The organism is Marinobacter sp. ST-43 (assembly GCF_030541085.1).
In the GTDB taxonomy this organism is placed as follows: Bacteria; Pseudomonadota; Gammaproteobacteria; order Pseudomonadales; family Oleiphilaceae; genus Marinobacter; species Marinobacter nauticus.
In genome coordinates this window covers 873,812-894,031 of record NZ_JASSVO010000001.1, presented here as the reverse complement: position 1 = coordinate 894,031, position 20,220 = coordinate 873,812, and the positions used below count along the sequence as shown (strand labels likewise).

Here is a 20,220-nt window from a genome sequence, read left to right as displayed (position 1 = left end):
AGGGCAACTTTGGACTTGAATGATGCGCTGTATTGCTTGCGTTTCTTGCTCATGATTCTCCTCCTTATGGAGATGATGAATCAGAGCTTAGGCACCTGTCCAAAATTTGGGGTCCACTTCACACCTTGCCCGGCGTGATGCGCGCAATCGTACGGAACTCCCGGGTCATATGGGCCTGGTCACTAAAGCCGAACTGGTGAGCTATTTCAGCCAGGTTCACGTGGCCATGCTCACGAATGTAATTGATGGCCCGTTTCACCCGAAGAATGCGCTGGTACTGCTTGGGTGTCATTTCCATCCAGTGTTTGAAAAGACGTTCCACATGGCGCTGACTGATTTCCAGGTGTTGTGTGAGCGAGCCCGGTTCCGCATCGCCTCTCATACAGTCCAGAGCCTGCTGCAGTGCGCCGGGGATCAGCCGGGTGAGCCGGAAGTTGTTCTCGGCCCAGCTCTGCAAAGTCCCCACGCGGTTCACGTTGTCGTGACAGGTTTTGAGGCGAGAGAAGAGCGGAATGAGACCGGGCAATTGCCCCGGGTCGCCGGTCAGTACCGTGGGCCGGCCAAAGTGCTGGCGGATCAGGCCATAGCCGATGGCAGGCTGAAAGCGAATCCCCGCGAGCTCTGATCCCGGCGCCAGTGATACCCGGGCGGCCACCTTCTCAACCGGCAACACAACAACCCCTTCAGGAATTGTTGTACCCCCAATTCGTACGTCCCCTGCGAGATTAAACCAGATGCTGCTGCACGCCTCAGAATGCAGCAGCTTTACCACCGGTTCTGCTGCCGATTCAGAGACGGTCGCAGACCAAAGCCCCTGAACAAAGGCCGACAGCGGGCCCGATGGACAGGACAACTGAAAGTCGAATGCAGGTTTGCGAAGGTTACTGGGGTTTATAACTGCCTACCTCTGGCTTGAAGGTTTTGACGATCCGGTTCCAGCTGTTTATGGCGTTCACCGCGACGGTTACATCAACCAGCCCTTTTTCGCCAAAGGCCGTTGCCGCTTTGTCATAGCAGTGGTCGTCCACCGGCTTGCCTTGAATAAGGTGCTCCGCCCACTCAAGAGCCGCGCGCTCTAAGGCTGAGTACATCGGCATATCCCGCCACGCACTCAAGCCAATCAAACGTTCAACCGTTTCGCCCTGGGCCAGGGCATCCTTGCTGTGCATATCCACACAAAAGGCGCACTGGTTAATCTGCGATACCCGTAGCTTCAGCAGCTCCCACAACGCCGTGCTCAGGATGTTGGATTCGCTGAACTGCTCTTTCAGATAGGCTTCCTGATCCAACAGGATCTGCATGGCTTTGGGTGCCAGGCTGATATAGTTCGCGCGTGCCGTCATCGTTCATCTCCTCCAATGATGTTGGAGTTTCACAATACTGACTGCGGGCGAGCCGGTATTGAAGATTCTCGACACGACGCCACTCACTGGCGTTTGATGCACAGCTTGACGTAAAGGCAATAACTTGCAAATAACAGAATCGGCACTGCGTACCAGAGATAGGAGATTTCACCCGCGCCAGAGCGGTAGAGACCAATCACAATTACCGCGCTGATCAGACAGCTTGCAGGCGCTGCATACAGGGCCGAGTTAAGGACCGAGAAATCGAACGGGGTGGGGCGGTGGGTGTTACCTACGGCGCTGAAACCGAATACACCCAGCAGAAACAGCATGTAGGCCAGAAGCACCTGGCCGATTGTGCCGGCAATTACCCATCCGAGAGTCATGGAAAGTCCTTTTTATCCGCTGATTAAGCAGAGCAGTCTACAACGTGCCAATGGCGCTGCGGAGGTTCTGTTTTGCTTGATCTTCGTATCTTTCTTGAAACAGCTCAAGGTTGTAAATGCTGCCACTACTCAGAAAGGACCGAAGCAGCTCCTTTCGCTTCTTGCGGTAGATAAACCCGGGCACCAGCCTGTATTCCTTGCGTACGTTACGCTCAAACTGATCGTACACCTCAGGCGGGGCGCCCAGAATGGCAAGATCGATATCTACAATCAGCTGCTCGTCCGGCGTCTTTACGTTGCCATTGTGCAGGGTGGCCATGATGAGGTTGCGCACGCGCTCGATGCCTGCCTTACCGTAACTGTGAGCAGTCAGGAACGCCTGTGCCCAGTTTGCGCTGTCCAGCTCGTTAGTCTTCGACAGGGGCTTGTAGACGGCATCGTGGAACCAGATGGCCAGCTCCAGCTCTTCCGGTTTTTCAGCGATTTCCTTTACGCCGTCAAAGTGGGTAAGCATGGCATCAATGTGATTGACGGTATGGTAGAACCGGTGCTTCTCTGAGTAGGCGGCATGGAGTGCGTGATAACACTCTTCTGAAGGCGGGAGCCCCAGAGCGCTCATCAGGGTTTGCCATCGTGTTTGGTTCATTGCTTTAGCCACGTTTGCCCGGAAAGATCACCCGATAAACGGCTCGCCATACCACTGAATCCAGCGGAGCATACCGCAACGCCTGAGCGACCGCGCCCCAGGCCGTCCCAGATTTGCCAATCGTTGCAAAATGACGGGCTTTCCGGCAGTAGAAGCGGGCCAGGCCCCAGCGGATGTCACCGGGTTTGAGTGTACTTCCGTATTCCTCGATAAAATCACGAATGATCGCTTCGTTAGCGGCAAATCGGCGCTTCTTGTCTCTGGAAATCTGGTCTGCCATCACCCGATAATAACCCCAGTACTCGGGCACATACAGGAAGGTGAAACGGGCTGAAAAACGCAGCCAGATGTCGTAGTCGTCGGCGACGCCGTAGCGGCCGGAAAACCCGCCCATGGCATCAAAACATTCCCGCCGCGCCATTACCGTGTTGATGCTCACGCTGTTGTCCACCAGCATCTGGCGGGCAATCCGGCCCGAGTACCGGCGCATATTCTTGCGGGACAACTCCCGGCCCTGTTCATCGATCATGATTTCATCACTGTGAAGGACATCCACCTCCGGGTGAGCCTGCATCAGCGCCACTTGCCGTTCCAGCTTTTCAGGCACCCACAGGTCATCAGAATCCAGAAAACACAGCAATTCGCCCCGGGCATATTGAAGCGCCAGGTTGCGGGCAACACTCTGACCCTGGTTTTCCTGAAAATGGTATTGGATGCGTTCATCACCCAAGTAACTGGCCAGCTTCTCGCGGGTGTTATCCCGGGAGCCATCATCAACGATGATGAGCTCCCAGTGGGGATAGGATTGGGCTAAGACAGACTCGACCGCTTGCGTGATGGTTCGCTCACGGTTGAAGGTAGGGGTGATGATGCTGACTAGAGGCGCTGGCTCAGACACAAGCTGTCCTTATTGGTGTCCATAGCGGGACTGAGGTGCCGCAGGACAGGCTGCAGAATTGAAGCGATGGGTCATGCCTGAGACTCTTCGGGAATTTGAACCAACAGATCAGTCGCCCCAATAACCACCCCTGCCTGGGAGAGCAAAGTTGACACTTGCCCCCGATGATGGGTTTGATGGTTGAAGAAATGAAGCACCAGGCTTGAAAACCGTTTACTGGCCGGAATCCCTTTGGTGTTGTGATAACTGAGAGTGACAGCGAGATCGTCTTCGGTTAACTCGGAAATCCAATGGATAATCTGCCAATCCAACCAGGTTCGGTGTTCTGTTAAGTGCGCAATATCACCAAAGAGAATTTGGTTCAGGCTAGTTGGATTATCAAGGGTAGCGATTTCTCGGAGCGAGACCTGGCACGACGGATGAGTAGCAAAACGTTTGAGCCAGATCGTATCTCCGACGACGATATGGTTCAGTGTTCCCAGAATAGAACCAAAGAAGGCGCCGCGATCTTTCGCCAGTTCATCGGCCGAAAGCTGTGCGGCCGCATCGTAGATCTTTGGGTTCATCCACTGATTATAATTGGCGAGCAGTTCAAAGTGGTTTTTCAGGTTCATTGGAATTCCGTTCCGTACCTAGCTCCCAAGACTTGAATTGTTCTCGAACGGCGGTGAAGTCCCAGAAGCAAATGGGTGGCTTTGCGCACATTGTTACACATTTACCGAATACTTAAGGTCACGTGCCTCATCTCCGGTCATGCCACGAAAGCCCCAGCAGTGGGGCGGTTGTTCCTTGATTGTGATCTCAACGTCCACGGGTGAGATGCCTACCACGGACTCAAGCTTGTGGAAGAGCTCCTTGATCAGAGCTTTTTGGGTCTCGGCCGTTCGCCCCTGCATCATGTTGATTTCAATGACCGTATAGGCGGGCGTTCTGCCACCGGGATAATAAAAATCCTCGGGTTCCATGGGGATAAAACGATGAGCCCGCTTGTCTTCCGGCATACCGAGTACGGACTGCATGCATCCGTGAATGACCTCGGAGAGCTGAGCCTTGATCGGATTGAGATGTTCTCTGATTCCATAGATGACTATCACGATGCCTCCTGCAATGTGTAATGTCCGCAGCATGTGCGGCTTTGAAATCGGGTCGAAGCGGCAGAGGAAAATGCTTCGACGGGCTAAAACAATTTGTTCCGCGATGCCCATTGTTCGCGCGTCATTCGATACACCCGCACCGGCCGGTGATGAAACTCGTGAAGCGAGTAGTCTCCGAACCCGACCTTCTCCGTCACCCTAATGGAGGCTGTGTGCTCCGGTTCGATAATAGCAATGACCGACTCACAGTGTTTTTGCCCGAAAGCATACTGTAGAACACCTTTGACAGCTTCTGTCGCATACCCATGATGCCAGAACCTGCGCGCCAGTCGATAACCCAGATTGATTTCTTCAACCTCGCCAACCAACTCCGGCCCAACGCCACAGAAGCCGATAAATTCGCCTGATTTTTTCTCATACAAACCCCATGGCCCGATTCCATGAGAGGCGTAACACTCAAGGCACCAATCAACGAACTTTCTGGTAGCTTCTTCGTCACAAATTCCGCGAACGGAAAACTTCATGACTTCGGGGTCACTGAGCATTGCGGTGAGCACAGGAATGTCTTGATGGGATAGCTTCCTTGCAAGCAATCTCTCTGTTTCAAACAATGGCACTGATATCCCCCTGTGCATAGCGCTGGCGTGAGGGCCAGAAGCACTATTATTCGGACTTGAGCACCTCTGCTCGATCCCTCTTGTACTCTTCGTATGACTTACTGGAACGTTCTATGCATTCTTCATACTGAGCGGGTGGCACGCTGACGCATTCCTGTCGGTTGTTCCGCTGAATATTGTCATACACGGCTTTGCCACTACACCCAGCCACCAAAATACTCACCAGCAGTAAATACAAAATTTTGCTCACGGCTCATCATCCATGTTGTGCATTACGCTTGGTTTAGGTGCGCCTTAGGCGTCACTTGGAACCACTTGTTAGAGCACCGTTAAACGAGCGGTACATCATCTGATAAGGTGATCCTTTTATCACCATTTCTTGTAAACTTTTCCGTGAAGTTAATAGCTAAGCATAGGTATATTAATGCATTTCTCGTTTGTTTGAGAACATATATACCTTTATCATTTAGCTCGTCAATCGTAATTGTATACGCATAATCGTGGTTGTTTTCCCAGGTTGAGAAACTTTCAAACTCAGGATTAACAACTCTAACCCAACCATGTTCCAGTTCATTTCGTAACTCGCGTACTTCAAAAGCTGAATCGTCAAGCCAGTATGAAGGTCTTCTCTCATCCTCATCATGCTGGCTAAAATCCTTACTTAACCAGAACAGTGCAGTTATAAATGGGTTGTTTTGACCTTTTAGTATTTTTTGCTTATCGAACCATTGCCGATTAAATGCAATCCTAGAACTGTTTAATTCGTAGTACTTGTCCAAGAGCCTTGATATTTTATCCAAAACACTAAAGCACCCTTTAATAGCACTCTTGATTTTCTCAATGTACCCTTCATAGATTACGCCGTCTAATGTGTCTGCAAGATACTTGTCTTTATCAGTAAACGTTTTGTATTTCTTGTTCAATCCTTCATAGAACAAGTGTCGATAATAGCAATATTCATTTTTCATTGATGAAAACGATGCGGATAGATATGGGCCTTCAAAAATTGGAGTGCTATATGGTGGAAAATTGAGAACATCATGATCCACCACCCATGCATTTTCCAGATCATTCAAGGGATTTATGAATAATGTATTGTCCTTACACCATGCTCGATATTTTTTTTCCTCTTTTGAGTAATTTGCCTTGTAAGGATGAGCCAATAGGTCTGGGTCAGCATCAAATGAATTTTTAACATATCGAAGGAAATGCCCAATAACAGAGTCTGAGTCAAATCTGATACTATTCTTAATACCATTATGACCAATAGTTTCTTTAGCTAGAAGTTTCTTTGCATAGTTGTATGCATATAATTGATAATAATAAATATGTCCTTCATCATACAAATAGCGAGAAATCCAAATCAGGCCAGTCGAAAGCCTATATAATCCTACTTCCTCGGCATCCCCAAAATGAGTAATACCTTTTTTCCAAAGTGGAATGGCTTCAAAAGTTCTGCACAATGTTTCTAGTGTGTTCGCATGGTTCACTTCTACTTGAGGAAGTAACTCATCAGCCCGCTTACCGTACCTGTAAAATTTCCTATGGCAAATAATTGCATTTCCATAGTTTTGATTATTCCATCTGTCAGTTCCTTTTGAACCTAAATGCTGATATATGTTCGCTAAATAGTATGTTAATACGCTTTTTACAATATCAGGCGCTTCACTTTCATCAGATATGAGTTTCTTTAGCTCATCACAAAAACGGACTAAAGAATCAATGTCATCACAATCAATACAAGTATCTATTTTTTCTGCAAAAGAAGCGATCTTTTCGTTCCAGTTGCTCATAATTTCTCTTAATTAAATGTGATGTTGATTTAGGCGCTCTAACAGCGTATTAGATCGCAGCCTTCATTATTGCGATTATTGACCTGCTTCATTATCATGCATCGATATGACAACCTTGCGGGCCATCGATGCCAAAAAACTTAAAAGATCATGTAACTACAAACCCAAAAAAAGAAACAAGCCAGATCCCGCTTAGTAATATCAACGCAGTCGCATTCTCACCAATAACGACGCGCCACAAACATTGCCCCAACAAAAAGGCCCGGCAGCTTCCGCAACCAGGCCTTTTCGTTACTCAGCGGTCAATCACCTCAACCGCATTTGCTGTCGCCGCAGGACAGGCAGGTGGCGCAGCCGTCCATCACGATTACGGCCTTGGTGCTGCACTTGCCGCACATGGTGGCGTTGGCGGGGTACTCGCTGGCGCTGTCGTCGTTGGTGGCCTTGTTCTGGCTGGCCTCAAACTCGGCGCGTTTTTCAGCGAGGATGCGCTTGGTGGTTTCGCTCAGCTCGTCGCTTTCCAGCAGGCCGATGGCCTTCAGGTGCTTCTCGATCACGGCGCCAATTTCGGCTACCAGTGAGGGCATGAACACGCCGCCCTTCTTGAAATAGCCGCCGTTGGGGTCGTACACGCTGCGCAGCTCTTCCACCAGGAAGGTGACGTCACCACCTTTGCGGAACACCGCTGAGATAACGCGGGTGAGGGCGATTACCCACTGGAAGTGTTCCATCGATTTGGAGTTGATGAACACTTCATACGGCTGCCGGCTCTCGTGGTCTGTGTCTTCGTTCAGCAGGATGTCATTGATGGTAATGTACATCGCGTGCTCGGCCACCGGCGGCTTGATCTTGTAGGTGGTGCCCAGGAGGAAATCCGGGCGTTCGATGTTCTCATTCATCTCCACCGGTTTGGTGTCGGCTTTCACCGGCGCCTGGTGTTCACCCGTGGTCTCGGTGTCGGCTTTCTTTACCCGGTAGCCGACGATCTTGTTGCTGATTTTCACTGTCATGTTCGTAATTCCTGTCTGTCGGTTCCCGGATTAATACTTGCCGTAAGTGCCTTCTTTCAGCGCGTCGAAGAGGTTGGCGGCGGTGTGGATTTCGCCATCGTACTCTATCTGTTCGTTGCCGCGCAGGGTCACTTTGCTGCCGTCGTCCAGGGTGAATTCGTACAGGGTGTTTTCAAGGTCTTTCTCTTTAACCAGTACGCCCTGGAACGCTTCCGGGTTGAAGCGGAAGGTGGTGCAGCCTTTCAGGCCCTTGTCGTAGGCGTACAGGTAGATGTCCTTGAAGTCCTGGTATGGGAATTCTGTCGGAACGTTGGCGGTTTTGGAAATGGAGGAATCTACCCATTTCTGTGCTGCAGCCTGGATGTCGACGTGTTGCGTGGGCGTTACGTCGTCGGAGGTGGTGAAGTAGCTTGGCAGCTTCTTGTCTTCATCCTCGGAGAACGGCATTGCGCCCGGGTTGACCAGGTGGCGGTAGGCCAGCAGTTCGAAGCTGAATACGTCTACCTTCTCTTTGGTTTTACGGCCTTCACGGATAATGTTCCGGGCGTAGTGGTGCGAGAAGCTCGGCTCAATGCCGTTACTGGCGTTGTTGGCCAGCGACAGGCTGATGGTGCCGGTCGGAGCGATGGAGGTGTGGTGTGTGAAACGGCCACCTTTCTCGGCCAGCTTGGCCACCAGCTCCGGCTCTACTTCGGCAATGCGGCCCATGTAGGCGCTGTACTTGGCGTGCAGTACCTTGCCTTTGACCTTGTCGCCCACCTTGATGCCGTCTTCGGCCAGTTTCGGGCACTTGGTCATCATTTTCGGCGTTACTTCAAACTCGTCGTCCATGATTGGCGCCGGGCCTTTCTCTTCGGCCAGGGCCAGGGACTGGCGCCAGCCTTCTACTGCCATTTCACGAACCACTTCTTCGGTGAACTTCACGGACTCGTCAGAGCCGTAAGGCATGCGCAGCATGGCGAGGGTGGAGCCCAGGCCCAGGATGCCCATGCCGTGGCGGCGCTTGTAGGTGATTTCGTGGCGCTGTTCGCCCAGGGGCAGGCCGTTGATTTCGACTACGTTGTCCAGCATGCGGGTGAAGGTGCCCACCACTTTGCGGTACTTCTCGTAGTTGAAGCTGGCTTTCTCGGTGAACGGGTACTCAACGAACTTGGTGAGGTTCACGGAACCCAGCAGGCAGCTGCCGTACGGGGGCAGGGGCTGCTCGCCACAGGGGTTGGTGGCGCGGATGTCTTCGCAGAACCAGTTGTTGTTCATCTGGTTGACCTTGTCGATCAGGATGAAACCTGGCTCGGCGTAGTCGTAGGTGCTGGTCATGATGGTGTCCCAGATGAACTGGGCTTTCACCGTTTTGTAGATGCGGCAGGCGACTTTGCCTTCGTTGTTTACCACGTAGCCTTCCTGTACCGGGAAGTCGCGGTAGACAAACTGGCTGGCGTCGGTCAGGTCCAGGCCTTCGTCGTCGGCTTCTTTCTGGGTAACCGGGAAGGACAGGTGCCAGTCGTCACCGTTGCGCACGGCTTCGATGAAGTCTTCGGTGATCAGCAGGGACAGGTTGAACTGGCGCAGGCGGCCGTCTTCACGTTTGGCCTGGATGAATTCGATCACGTCCGGGTGGTGTACGTCGAAGGTGGCCATCTGGGCACCGCGGCGGCCACCGGCAGAGGACACGGTGAAGCACATGCGGTCGAAGATATCCATGAACGACAGCGGGCCGGAGGTGGTGGCACCAGCGCCGGCAACATAGGCACCGCGCGGGCGCAGGGTTGAGAATTCATAACCGATACCACAGCCGGCCTTGAGGGTGAGGCCCGCTTCGTGGTTTTTCTCCAGGATATCGTTCATGGAATCCTGGATGGTGCCGGATACGGTGCAGTTAATGGTGGAGGTGGCCGGCTTGTGGGCTTCGGCTCCGGCGTTGGAAGTAATGCGGCCGGCGGGGATGGCGCCGTTTTGCAGGGCCCACAGGAATTCCTTCATGTACTTGTCGCGTACATTCTTTTTCTCAACCTCGGCCAGGGCCTTGGCCACGCGCTCGTAAGTTGCGTTGATGTCTTTGTCGACAGGCTCGCCGGTCTTGGTCTTGAGCTGGTACTTGCTGCTCCAGATATCCAGCGAAGCTTCCTGCATGGGAATCGTTGTGATCACTGCCTGTGCCTTAGCGTTCATTGCCACCCTCGGTTTTCAGTATGTCTCTTTTTTGAAGACGCCGTCCTCAGCGCCTTACCCCTGTGTGTTTCTGGTACTTCATGGGTTATCTGGCCAGCAGAATCACTATATATGGTGTCCGTGCCTGGCCGGGAAGACTGCCTTCCATAACCGGAATTCTGTGTTGATCACTGCAGCCAGCCTTGTGTCTGCTGGCATTTCTACTGCTTGACAATCAGTAGGTGTTGGCGTAGCTGACCCTATATATGGGCTTATTTTTTGGGAAGTATAACAGGATATAGTGTTCTGTGAATAAGAGAGCAACTATTGATTGGCGCCTGTGGGCAAAGAAAATCAATGGAAAAGTTCTTGAATCTGCGGGAAGCCGCGCCATTAACGGATTCTCTGCATGTCACTACATCTTGTGGTTAAAAAGTGTGCGCCTGAAAAGTTCTGGAATGCAGGTTTTTGTGACTTCTGCAAGTATCCAAAAACGACGTGTCGGTAGAGTATGACAGTGGCGTCGTAATACTGCAGTGGCCCACAGGAAGTGATAACGACTATAAAAGGAAAAGAACAATGAAAGGCCTGAAACCTACCGTTCTTGCGCTGTGTATTGCCGGGGCGCCCCCTGCGGCCCTGGCGTTTCAACCGTTGGATGAAACCACGATGGGAAACATCACCGGCCAGGCGGGTGTGACCATTGAATTGGAAACTAAAGTTGATATCGGGCGCTTTACCTACACTGATGAAGGCTCGCTGGCGATCAGCGATATCAGTATTGGAGGTGCTGAGCGTACCGATTTCTTCGGCTACAACGGCTTAGCTGGTACTACTGCTAGCGACCGCCTGGATAATATAAAGATAGATATTGACGTTTACTCTGATGGTGATGCAGTGATCAATCTGTTGCCTATCCAGTTCGCGGCTGTGGATTTCCGTATTACCTCTGGTAGTTGGGAATTGCTGAGCAGTGATGGGAGTAGCGACAAAACCACCCTGCTGGACAACTTCTTTGCTGAGGGTGTTATTGGGCGATCATCAATTGAAATCGATACAGCCACCGATGTTCTGAACTTCCGTGGCGCCTTCGCCATCGAAGTGATGGACTTTGATGTACCTTTCTTGGCCGTCGGTGTAAGAGGGCTTCAGATTACCGGCGCAGACTATGATCTTCGCCGCCCAAGCCCACTGGATCTTTTTGCAGAAGTAGAGCTCGATGTCTACAAGGCTGCACGACAAGCAAGTGGCGGTGATGCCCTTGCGATTGATATGTCCGAGTTCCGTGCAGATGTTGGTATCGAAGAAGTTATTGTGGGCCAGCATTCGATCGGGAAGGTGTTCATGGATGATCTGGCAGTAAACAATACTGCTATGAGGATCTACGGGCACTGATCCTCTGGTAGTAAAAGAAAAGCGGGGTAGTGTGCCCCGCTTTATTATTCTTAGCCCAACAGCAGACTGTCGTCGTCCACCTCCAGGCCGCGCTGTTTCTCAAACAGGCCCAGCAGGTCTTTCACTTCCAATCCGTCCCGGTCTTTACCGGCAATATCAAACACCACTTGGCCCTGGTGCAGCATCACGGTGCGGCTGCCGACTTCCAGTGCCTGTTTCATGCTGTGGGTGACCATCAGGGCGGTGAGCTTCTGCTCCTCGATGATCTGCTGGGTGAGTTCCAGCACGAAGTTGGCGGTTTTCGGGTCCAGCGCAGCGGTGTGCTCATCCAGCAGCAGTATGCTGGAGGGCGTCAGGCTGGCCATCAGCAGGCTGACGGCCTGGCGCTGGCCGCCCGAAAGCAGGCCCATTTTGTCGCCCAGGCGGTTTTCCAGGCCCAGTTTCAGCGTGGCAAGGCTTTCCCGGAATTGCCCGAGATACTGCTTTTTCACCGCACTGGTCAGACCTCGGCTTTGGCCGCGTTTGATGGCCAGTGCCAGGTTTTCTTCAATGGACAGGTTTTCGCAGGTGCCGGCCAGGGGGTCCTGGAACACCCGGGCAACACGGGCCGCTCGTTTATGGGTGGGCAGGCGGGTAACGTCCAGGTTGTCCACGATAATCTGGCCGCTGTCGACCATGACTTCGCCGGCCAGGGCGTTCAGGAAGGTGGATTTGCCGGCGCCGTTGCTGCCGATGACCGTAACGAACTCGCCCTGGTTTACTGTCAGGCTCATGCCCCGCAGGGCCGGGTTTTCCAGCGGTGTGCCTTTGCCAAAGGTAAGCCGCAGATCGGTTGCGCTGATCATAGTGCCTCCTCAGGCCTTTTTGCTGGTGAAACGGCCGGCGATCTTGGTGCGAACGCCGGGCAGTACGATAGCCAGTGTGACCAGAACCGCGGTAATCAGGTTCAGATCCTGCGCCTGCAGGCCCAGAATATCGGCATTAAGGGCAAAGGCGATGGCCAGTCGGTAGATGATCGCTCCCACCACGCACGCCAGCAGGGCACGAACCACGGTGGAAGGGGGGATCACGGCTTCACCACCAATGAGTGAGGCGAGACCAATCACAATCACGCCCACACCCATGGTGACGTCAGCTGCCCCCTGGCTCTGTGCGAACAGGGCACCCGCCAGGCCTACCAGGCCGTTGGAGAGCGCAACCCCGAGAATGATCATGCCGCCGGTTGCAATGCCCTGGGCGCGAGCCATGCGGGCGTTGGCGCCAGTGGCGCGCATGGCCAGGCCAGTCTCGGATTTCATGAAACGCCACAACAGAATCAGGGACACAATAGCGACCAGGGTAAACAGCAACACCGGCACCTGATGGAAAGCCAGGCCCAGGTCGTACCAGGGAGTCAGTACCGTTTCTTCTGTGAGCAAGGCCACGTTCGGCCGGCCCATGATGCGCAGGTTCACGGAGTAGAGCGCGATCATGGTAAGGATGGAGGCCAGCAGGTTCAGAATGTTGAGTTTGACATTCAGGATGGCGGTTACGGCACCGGCGGCCATGCCGGCCAGTACCGCACAGCCAGTTGCCAGCCAGGGATTCCAGCCTTCAATAATCAACATGGCGGCAACGGCGGCGCCCAGGGGGAAGCTGCCATCCACCGTCAGGTCGGGGAAGTCGAGAACACGGAAAGAGAGATAGATACCAAAGGCAACCAGGCCGTAGATCAGGCCGGTTTCGAGAGCACCGTAGAATGCGATTTCACTGAGCATGGGTAGTTTTTCACCGTGAAAGAAAACGGGCGGGCCCTTTTGGGGTCCGCCCGTGTAGGTCAGGCGTTACTTGTCGTTTTTGACGACTTTGACGGCTTCCTGGATGAGGTCTTCGGGCAGAGTGACGCCCATGCGTTCGGCGGCCTCGGGGTTAACGTACAGATCCAGTTCTTCCATGGTTTCAACCGGCATGTCGGCTGTGCCGGCACCTTCCAGTACGCGTGCGACCATGGCGCCGGTCTGGCGGCCGTGGTTGTAATAGTTGAAGCCCAAAGCGGCTACCGCGCCACGCTCAACGGTGGCAGTGTCGGCAGCAAAAACCGGGATCTTGGCCCGTTCGCCAACGGAAATAACCGCTTCGGCGGCACTGATCACGGTGTTATCGGTGGTCAGGTAGATAGCGTCGGCCTTGCCTACCAGGGAGCGGGCTGCGCCCAGCACTTCAGAAGTCTTGGTGGCCGCACCTTTAACCAGCTCCAGACCGCGGGCCTGCAGGCGTTCTTCCAGCAGTTCAATCAGCGCGGCGGCGTTGGCTTCGCCAGGGTTGTAAACGGTGCCGATGCGCTTGGCGTCGGGCATTGCACGCTGCAGCATGTCCAGGTGCTTCTCGATGGGCAGCATATCGCTTACCCCGGTGATGTTGGCACCAGGGGCTTCCCAGCTTTGTACCAGTTTGGCGGCAACCGGATCAGTCACGGCAGAGAAGACCACGGGCACGTTACGGGCTGCAGCGGCAACGGTTTGTGCGGACGGTGTGGCAATGGCCACGATTACATCCGGGTTTTCACCCACAAACTTGCGGGCAATCTGAGAGGCAATGGCTGAGTTGCCCTGGGCACTTTCGTGCATCAGGCGCAGGTTTTCGCCTTCGCGATAGCCGCGCTCGGCCAGTTCGTCCTTAACGCCCTCATGTACGGCATCCAGTGCCGGGTGTTCAACAATCTGTGTGATGGCAACAACACGGGGGTCGTCCGCTTGAACCAGGCTTGCTGCGGCAAGCAGCGAGGCGCCGATCAGCGTGCGCAGGGATTTCTTGGCCATATGCCCATCTCCGAGTCAGTTACTGTTTTTTCCCGTGAAACCGGGGGCAAAAATTCAAGGTGCGCAAGTTTAACACAGCCATGCGGCAATCGGTGTAGGGGAAGGCGCAGTTTGTTGCGACGAGCGTTTGAGTGGTTGCAGATGCAAATTATTTTGCACGGATCACGTTTTGACGGGCTCTGGTGTGTTGAAATAGGCTACTAAAGTCTAATAATACGAGAACGCGACAAAGCGAATCCGAAACTATAACGACAAATCAGGAAGGTCCATGGACACAACGAAAAAGCTCCCCCTGGATATGGTCTACCACTGGGAGGCCACCAGCCCTAATTCCCTTTATATGACGCAGCCCATTGGCGACGGTAAGGTGGTTGAGTACACCTGGGGCCGTGCCGTGGATGAGGCACGCCGGATGGCGGCGTACCTGAAATCCCTGAACCTGCCGGAGAAAAGCCGGATTGGTCTGATTTCCAAGAACTGCGCCCAGTGGGTGATGACAGACTGGGCCATCTGGATGGCAGGGCACATTTCCGTGCCGCTGTATCCCACCCTGAACGCCGATACGGTGAACTACATCCTCAACCACGCCGAGTGCGACGTGTTGTTCGTGGGTAAACTGGATGACTGGGACAGTATGAAATCCGGTGTGCCGGAATCGGTTCGCTGCATTTCCTATCCGCTGAGCCCGCCCAACGATTTCGAGACCTGGGACGACATTGTTGCCAAGTACCCGCCGCTGGAAGGCAAAACCAGGCGTGATCCGGAAGAGCTAGCCACCATCGTGTACACCTCTGGCAGTACCGGTCGCCCGAAAGGCGTTATGCTCAGCTTCAATAACATGGCATTCGCCGCTGCTGGCGGTATCGAGACTCTGGGCGTAGGGCCAGGTGAGCGTATGTTGTCTTACCTGCCGCTGGCTCATGTGTTTGAGCGCACCTTTGTGGAGCTGGGCTCTTTGTATTCCGGCTTCCAGCTTTATTTTGCAGAGTCTCTGGACACCTTCGTTCAGGATCTTCAGCGGGCACGGCCAACGCTCTTCCTCTCGGTTCCGCGCCTGTGGGTGAAGTTCCAGCATGGTGTTTTGCAGAAAGTGCCCAAGCCGAAGCTGGATCGCCTGCTGAAGATTCCGGTAGTGAGCAAGCTGATCAAGAAGAAGGTGCTGAAAGGCCTGGGCCTGGACAAGGTGAAGCTGGCCGGTTCCGGTTCCGCACCGTTGTCCAACGATGTATTGGACTGGTACCGCAATCTCGGCCTGGAACTGCTGGAAGGTTATGGCATGTCCGAGAACTTTGCCTACTCTCACATGAACAAGCCGGGCCGTACCCGCACCGGTTATGTCGGCGAAGCCCTGCCGGGCGTTGAAGTGAAGATCAGCGAGCAGGGCGAGGTGCTGGTGAAGAGCCCGGCCACCATGATGGGTTATTACAAGGACGAAGAGAAAACCGCCGAAGCCTTCACCGAGGATGGCTTCCTCAAAACCGGCGACAAGGGCGAGATCGACGAGATGGGCCGTCTCAAGCTGACCGGCCGCATCAAGGAGATCTTCAAGACCAGCAAGGGCAAGTACATTGCGCCGGCGCCGATCGAGAACCGCCTGATGTCTCACGATGCCATCGAAATGGTGTGTGTGTCGGGTGCCAACCAGACCCAGCCCCACGCGTTGGTGGTTCTGGATGAGGAGATTCGCCCGAAAGCTGCTGACGAGAGCTTCCGCAAGGAGTTGGAAGAAAGTTTCAGGCAGCTGATTCAGGACGTAAATAAAACTGTAGATCCCCACGAACAGTTGGCTTTCATTACGGTGGTCAGCGATGAGTGGTCCATCGAGAACAGCTTCCTGACGCCGACGCTCAAGCTTAAGCGTAACGTGGTGGAAGACGCCTATCAGGCGAAAGTGGACAGCTGGTACGCCAAGAAGCAGCCGGTTATCTGGCAGTAAAGGCGACGGCTTACACGGTAAGGACAAGAAGGCCCGGCAAACTGCCGGGCCTTCTTGTTTCTGGCGTTCCGATATTTCTGGCCGTCAGGCCATGGTTCTGGAATTGGAGATGGACCGGTTCATCAGAATGATGGGGATGATACCGGCGACCACAATGATCAGGGCGGGAAGGGCGCTGTGATAGAGCTGTTCGTCTGAGGCAAACTGGTACACGTAGGTGGCCAGGGTCTCGTAATTAAAGGGCCGAAGAATCAGGGTGGCCGGCAGTTCCTTCATGCAGTCGACAAACACTACCAGGGCGGCGGTGACCAGGGTTCCACGCAGCATCGGCAGGTGTACGTTGATCAGGGTTTTGCCCGGAGTGTGGCCCAGGGAGCGGGAGGCCATGTCCATGCTGGGGGTGATTTTCTGGAGGGCGCTCTCCACACTGCCGGCAGACACCGCCAGAAAACGCACGGTGTAGGCAAAAATCAGGGCAAAGGCCGTTCCACTCAGCAGCAGGCCGGTGCTCACGCCAAGATAATCCCGCATCAGGGAATCCAGCCAGTTATCGAAGCCGGCCAGTGGCACGATGACGCCCACGGCCAGCACTGCGCCGGGCATGGCGTAACCGAGACTGGATAGGCGCATCAGGATCTGCATGCCACGGGTGTTGTGCAGACGGCGGCTATAGGCCAGCGTAACGCCGATGATCAGGGTGGTGAGCGCTGCCGCGCTGGACAGGAACAGGCTGTTAAAAGTGTTCTGAATAAAATCCGGGTTCCAGCTGACATCAAAGTATTCCCAGGCGTAATAGCCCAGGGTGGCTCCGGGGATTATGAAGCCAAATATCAGTGGCACGGCGCAGACGACGACACAGATCATCTGGCGCGGGAAAGACATGGTGAAGCGATGAATCGGGTCACGGTTGTCGCGGGCCGCGTACTGTTGTTGTCGGCGCCGTGAATAGCGTTCCAGGGTCACCAGGATGACCACGAAAATGAGCATGGTGGTCGCGATCTGGGCCGCTCCGCCCAGGTTACCCAGGTTCATCCACGTATCGAACAGGCCGCGGGTGAGGGTTTGCACGGCAAAGAAATCGACGGTACCGAAATCGTTCAGGGTTTCCATCAGCACCAGGGACAGGCCCACGGCAATGGCCGGCCGGGCAATGGGCAGTACCACCCGGAAGAAAGTGCTCAGCGCCGAATGACCCAGGCTGCGGCTGACGGCAAACAGCGAGGGTGACTGCTCAAGAAAGGCCGCTCGCCCCAGCAGGTACACATAGGGGTAGAGCACCAGCCCAATCATCAGGATGGCGCCTTCCAGGCTGCGGATTTCCGGGAACCAGTAATCGCTGGCATTCTGCCAGCCGAACCATTCGCGCAGGGCACGCTGCACGGGGCCGGCGTAATCCAGCAGGCTGGTGTAGACATAGGCAATTACGTAGGCCGGCACGGCAAACGGCAGCAGCAGGGCCCATTCGAAGAACTTCCGGCCCGGGAATTCGCACATGGTCACGGCCCAGGCTGTGGCCAGCCCGATCAACAGGGTGAGCGCGCCCACACCGATCATCAGCTTGATGGTGGTGGTCAGGTAGCGGGGCAGAGTGGTTTCAATCAGATGTGGCCAGATATTTTCGTCCGGGAACAAGGCCAGGAAGATCACCGACAGCACCGGAAGCGCAACAATGGCGGTAGTGATGAAGGCGCTGATCAGCCAGCGCTTTGAGGTGCGTTTTGCCAGTAACGGTTGCGACAGCCCCGGGTTTGCACTGGAAACGACCTCGGTCATGGTGATCCTGTTAGCGTAGTGGTGATGAGAAGTGTTGCGATTTTAGATAGTGCGTTGCTTCCCTGCAATGACTGTGGTCATGTTTGTGACCAACAAAAAAGGGTGTCCTGGACAGGACACCCTTCGGTCTAGCGGTTGGTATGAGGCTGATCAGCCATCATAGTCAACGCGGTCAACCAGCTTCACAGCCGCTTCGCGGTTGTTGGCGATTTCCTGCAGTGACAGGCTGTCCGGGTTGATTTCACCCCACTCGGCTACCAGGCCGGAAGGCTTCACTTCCGGGTTGGCCGGATACTCGGTGTTGGCTTCCGCATAGATGCGCTGGGCTTCCGGAGAGGACAGGAATTCCATCAGTTTGATGGCGTTTTCCTTATTCGGCGCACTCTTGGTGAGGGAAATGCCGCTGATGTTCACGTGGGTACCACGACCTTCGGAATTCGGGAACACCAGGTTAACCTGTTCGGCGATCGGGCGCTGGTTTTCGTCCATCAGCATGTTGCCGTAGTAGTAGCTGTTGCCAATGGAAATGTCGCAGACACCTTCAGCGATGGCTTTGATCTGGTCGCGATCGCCACCCTGGGGTTTGCGTGCCAGGTTTTCTTTGACGCCTTGCAGCCACTCTTCGGTCTTCTCTTCACCGTGGTGGGCGATCATGGAGGAGATCAGGGCGATGTTGTACGGGTGCTTGCCGCTGCGGGTACAGATGCGGCCTTCCCACTTGTCATCAGCCAGTTGCTCGTATGTGGTGATCTCACCCTCTTCAACGCGATCTTTGGATGCGAAGATCAGGCGGCCACGGGTCGTCAGGGCGTACCACTTGCCTTCCGGATGGCGCAGGTTCTCCGGAATGTTCTTCTGCAGCGTGTCGGTCTCAATACCAGCAACCAGGTCTTTTTCAACCAGCTCGTTGATGCGGGAAATGTCGACGGTCATAACGACATCCGCCGGGCTGTTGCGGCCTTCACGCTCAAGGCGCTCGGAAAGGCCTTGCTTGGCAAACACAACGTTCGCTTCAATGCCGGTTTCTTCGGTGAAGGCGTTGAGCAGGGGTTCCAGCAGGTAAGCCTGGCGGTAGGAATAGATGTTGACCTCGCCGTCGGCGGAGGCGGACAGCGGCATGGCGGCCAGAGCGATGGCGGCAGTTGCGGCAAGTTTCATACGCATAGTGTTGATCCTTTCTGTCGCGTTGCTAAAAAGTGAGCGCTTTCCTGTAAGTGAATGTTACAGGCAGTTAAAAACGACAACTATTCTCATTGCTAACCGCGAATGAGTCAATAACCCTTCGGGGATATTTTTCAGAAAATAGTGTTATGCTTCATAACACTATAAGAACGCAGCAAATGGCAGGGTTTCCGAGCATGGTCGGTAGTGATCGCAGAGAGCATAGCCGCACGGCAATGAGTGCAAAAGTGAAGTTGGTCCATGAGCAGCTGGGAGAATTCGTTTTCTCTACCCGTGATATCTCAGATGGCGGTGTGTTCATTGTGTTGGGGGAACAGGTGTTTGAGCCCTCCATAGGCGATTGCGTGACTGTTCAGGTGCAGGGGCTTCCTGTGCCGGCCCCCATTCTGGATATGGTGGTGGTGCGCCGCACTATTGATGGCTTTGGGTTGCAGTTTGCCGATACTGCCGAATAGTTGGCGGAAGTGGATTCCATGATGGCGATAATGGACGCAGTTAAAAGAAAAGGTCTTGCCTGATGAGTTCACCCACTTACCTGAGATTGATGGCCTCGGTGCTTGCTGTGCCGGTGGTAATGCTGTCGGGCTGTGCCAGCTACTATACCCACTATGCGATGTTCCCTGCGGAGAACTCTGCGGGTGAAATCCGGCAGGTGCGAGTGAACTGGCAAAGCGCGGAATATCCAGAGTGGTGGCCGGGCAATAATCAGGCTACCACCATGAAACTGGAAACCCAGTGCAGTGAACGGGTCTGGCGTATTGCCGACAGCAGCCATGACAGTGCTGGTGATTGTGGTGATGGCATTCGTGCTTGTGGAGATCCGTCGCTGGACGTTCTGGCGGCAACGGGTGCGCCGGCCACAGAGCAGGCTGCCTGTTTAACGGTGAAAATGCCTCAAGGGAAAGGCCGCGTTGCCGATGTCGGCAGCCGCTTTGAGCTTCTGGTTTCCTGCCAGCCAGCAAAGCCCAACCTGATAAAGGATGGCGAAGAGGTGAATGTAGATTACATCCGCCCGTCTGCTGTCGCTTATACGGTCTACGCGAGAAAGGTGCCCCGGGGCGCTTTGAATGCCCGTCTGCCGGATTTCGACGAGACTCAATGTCTGGAAGATTGAAGTCTGTCTGCTTTTCCCTGTGAGCTTGGTCACGCTGATACATTTCGTTGCCGAATGAAAATCTGAGTTACGACTTGTTGCGGTTTG

General features: G+C 54.2%; 21 protein-coding genes. 5 read left to right on the top strand and 16 right to left on the bottom strand.

Features of this window, described 5'->3' with window-relative positions:
* Window positions 1-118 precede the first annotated feature (118 nt).
* The 11 genes from QPL98_RS04230 to QPL98_RS04180 all read right to left on the bottom strand — a co-directional run bounded on the left by QPL98_RS04230 (window position 119) and on the right by QPL98_RS04180 (window position 9,956).
* Window positions 119-673, bottom strand: coding sequence for a helix-turn-helix domain-containing protein (locus QPL98_RS04230; RefSeq protein WP_303292735.1), 555 nt, complete (start codon window positions 671-673; stop codon window positions 119-121).
* Window positions 674-881: 208 nt separating this feature from the next.
* Window positions 882-1,343: a carboxymuconolactone decarboxylase family protein gene (locus QPL98_RS04225; protein WP_303292734.1), complete on the bottom strand. Its 462-nt coding sequence runs from the start codon at window positions 1,341-1,343 to the stop codon at window positions 882-884.
* 83 nt (window positions 1,344-1,426) lie between these two features.
* Window positions 1,427-1,729, bottom strand: coding sequence for a hypothetical protein (locus tag QPL98_RS04220; protein ID WP_303292733.1), 303 nt, complete (start codon window positions 1,727-1,729; stop codon window positions 1,427-1,429).
* 37 nt (window positions 1,730-1,766) lie between these two features.
* Window positions 1,767-2,375, bottom strand: coding sequence for a hypothetical protein (locus QPL98_RS04215; protein WP_303292732.1), 609 nt, complete (start codon window positions 2,373-2,375; stop codon window positions 1,767-1,769).
* 4 nt (window positions 2,376-2,379) lie between these two features.
* Window positions 2,380-3,273, bottom strand: a complete 894-nt coding sequence (locus QPL98_RS04210) for a glycosyltransferase (protein ID WP_303292731.1) — start codon at window positions 3,271-3,273, stop codon at window positions 2,380-2,382.
* A 71-nt stretch (window positions 3,274-3,344) separates the two neighbouring features.
* The gene (locus QPL98_RS04205; protein WP_303292730.1) at window positions 3,345-3,887 is read right to left on the bottom strand and encodes a DinB family protein; all 543 of its coding nucleotides are present in this window, start codon (window positions 3,885-3,887) and stop codon (window positions 3,345-3,347) included.
* A gap of 93 nt (window positions 3,888-3,980) precedes the next feature.
* The gene (locus QPL98_RS04200; protein WP_303292729.1) at window positions 3,981-4,478 is read right to left on the bottom strand and encodes a tautomerase family protein; all 498 of its coding nucleotides are present in this window, start codon (window positions 4,476-4,478) and stop codon (window positions 3,981-3,983) included.
* The gene (locus QPL98_RS04195; protein ID WP_303292728.1) at window positions 4,451-4,984 is read right to left on the bottom strand and encodes a GNAT family N-acetyltransferase; all 534 of its coding nucleotides are present in this window, start codon (window positions 4,982-4,984) and stop codon (window positions 4,451-4,453) included. Before QPL98_RS04195 ends, QPL98_RS04200 begins: the two co-directional genes overlap by 28 nt.
* 329 nt (window positions 4,985-5,313) lie before the next feature.
* Entirely contained in the window at window positions 5,314-6,777 is a 1,464-nt protein-coding gene (locus tag QPL98_RS04190) for an LA2681 family HEPN domain-containing protein (protein ID WP_303292727.1), read from the bottom strand.
* A gap of 311 nt (window positions 6,778-7,088) precedes the next feature.
* A complete protein-coding gene (locus tag QPL98_RS04185) occupies window positions 7,089-7,787 on the bottom strand; it encodes an NrdJb (protein WP_022992522.1) in 699 nt (232 codons plus the stop codon).
* 30 nt (window positions 7,788-7,817) lie between these two features.
* Entirely contained in the window at window positions 7,818-9,956 is a 2,139-nt protein-coding gene (locus tag QPL98_RS04180) for an adenosylcobalamin-dependent ribonucleoside-diphosphate reductase (protein WP_303292726.1), read from the bottom strand.
* A gap of 287 nt (window positions 9,957-10,243) precedes the next feature.
* Here QPL98_RS04180 and QPL98_RS04175 point away from each other — a divergent pair, with 287 nt between their 5' ends.
* The gene (locus tag QPL98_RS04175) at window positions 10,244-10,450 is read left to right on the top strand and encodes a hypothetical protein (RefSeq protein WP_278350885.1); all 207 of its coding nucleotides are present in this window, start codon (window positions 10,244-10,246) and stop codon (window positions 10,448-10,450) included.
* Window positions 10,451-10,514: 64 nt separating this feature from the next.
* The gene (locus tag QPL98_RS04170; RefSeq protein WP_278350886.1) at window positions 10,515-11,330 is read left to right on the top strand and encodes a DUF6160 family protein; all 816 of its coding nucleotides are present in this window, start codon (window positions 10,515-10,517) and stop codon (window positions 11,328-11,330) included.
* Window positions 11,331-11,380: 50 nt separating this feature from the next.
* On the opposite strand, the gene QPL98_RS04165 is transcribed toward QPL98_RS04170, so the two are convergent.
* The 3 genes from QPL98_RS04165 to QPL98_RS04155 all read right to left on the bottom strand — a co-directional run bounded on the left by QPL98_RS04165 (window position 11,381) and on the right by QPL98_RS04155 (window position 14,128).
* Complete coding sequence (locus QPL98_RS04165; protein ID WP_011784596.1) at window positions 11,381-12,175, bottom strand: ABC transporter ATP-binding protein; 795 nt, start codon at window positions 12,173-12,175, stop codon at window positions 11,381-11,383.
* A gap of 9 nt (window positions 12,176-12,184) precedes the next feature.
* Entirely contained in the window at window positions 12,185-13,087 is a 903-nt protein-coding gene (locus QPL98_RS04160; protein WP_303292725.1) for an ABC transporter permease, read from the bottom strand.
* Between the two features lie 66 nt (window positions 13,088-13,153).
* Window positions 13,154-14,128, bottom strand: coding sequence for an ABC transporter substrate-binding protein (locus QPL98_RS04155; RefSeq protein ID WP_014421768.1), 975 nt, complete (start codon window positions 14,126-14,128; stop codon window positions 13,154-13,156).
* 268 nt (window positions 14,129-14,396) lie between these two features.
* Between QPL98_RS04155 and QPL98_RS04150 the strand changes: the two genes are divergently transcribed.
* A complete protein-coding gene (locus QPL98_RS04150; RefSeq protein WP_303292724.1) occupies window positions 14,397-16,064 on the top strand; it encodes an AMP-binding protein in 1,668 nt (555 codons plus the stop codon).
* 84 nt (window positions 16,065-16,148) lie between these two features.
* Here the strand turns inward: QPL98_RS04150 and QPL98_RS04145 are convergent, their stop codons facing one another.
* Complete coding sequence (locus QPL98_RS04145) at window positions 16,149-17,837, bottom strand: iron ABC transporter permease (RefSeq protein ID WP_303292723.1); 1,689 nt, start codon at window positions 17,835-17,837, stop codon at window positions 16,149-16,151.
* Window positions 17,838-17,987: 150 nt separating this feature from the next.
* On the bottom strand, window positions 17,988-19,001 hold the full coding sequence (locus QPL98_RS04140; protein ID WP_303292722.1) for a Fe(3+) ABC transporter substrate-binding protein: 1,014 nt from the start codon (window positions 18,999-19,001) through the stop codon (window positions 17,988-17,990).
* A 194-nt stretch (window positions 19,002-19,195) separates the two neighbouring features.
* Here QPL98_RS04140 and QPL98_RS04135 point away from each other — a divergent pair, with 194 nt between their 5' ends.
* Together QPL98_RS04135 and QPL98_RS04130 are read left to right on the top strand one after the other, a co-directional pair.
* Entirely contained in the window at window positions 19,196-19,474 is a 279-nt protein-coding gene (locus tag QPL98_RS04135) for a PilZ domain-containing protein (RefSeq protein ID WP_011784602.1), read from the top strand.
* A 62-nt stretch (window positions 19,475-19,536) separates the two neighbouring features.
* Window positions 19,537-20,133 carry a hypothetical protein gene (locus tag QPL98_RS04130; protein ID WP_303292721.1) on the top strand — a complete coding sequence of 199 codons (597 nt, stop codon included), beginning with the start codon at window positions 19,537-19,539 and terminating at the stop codon, window positions 20,131-20,133.
* Window positions 20,134-20,220: the final 87 nt, after the last annotated feature.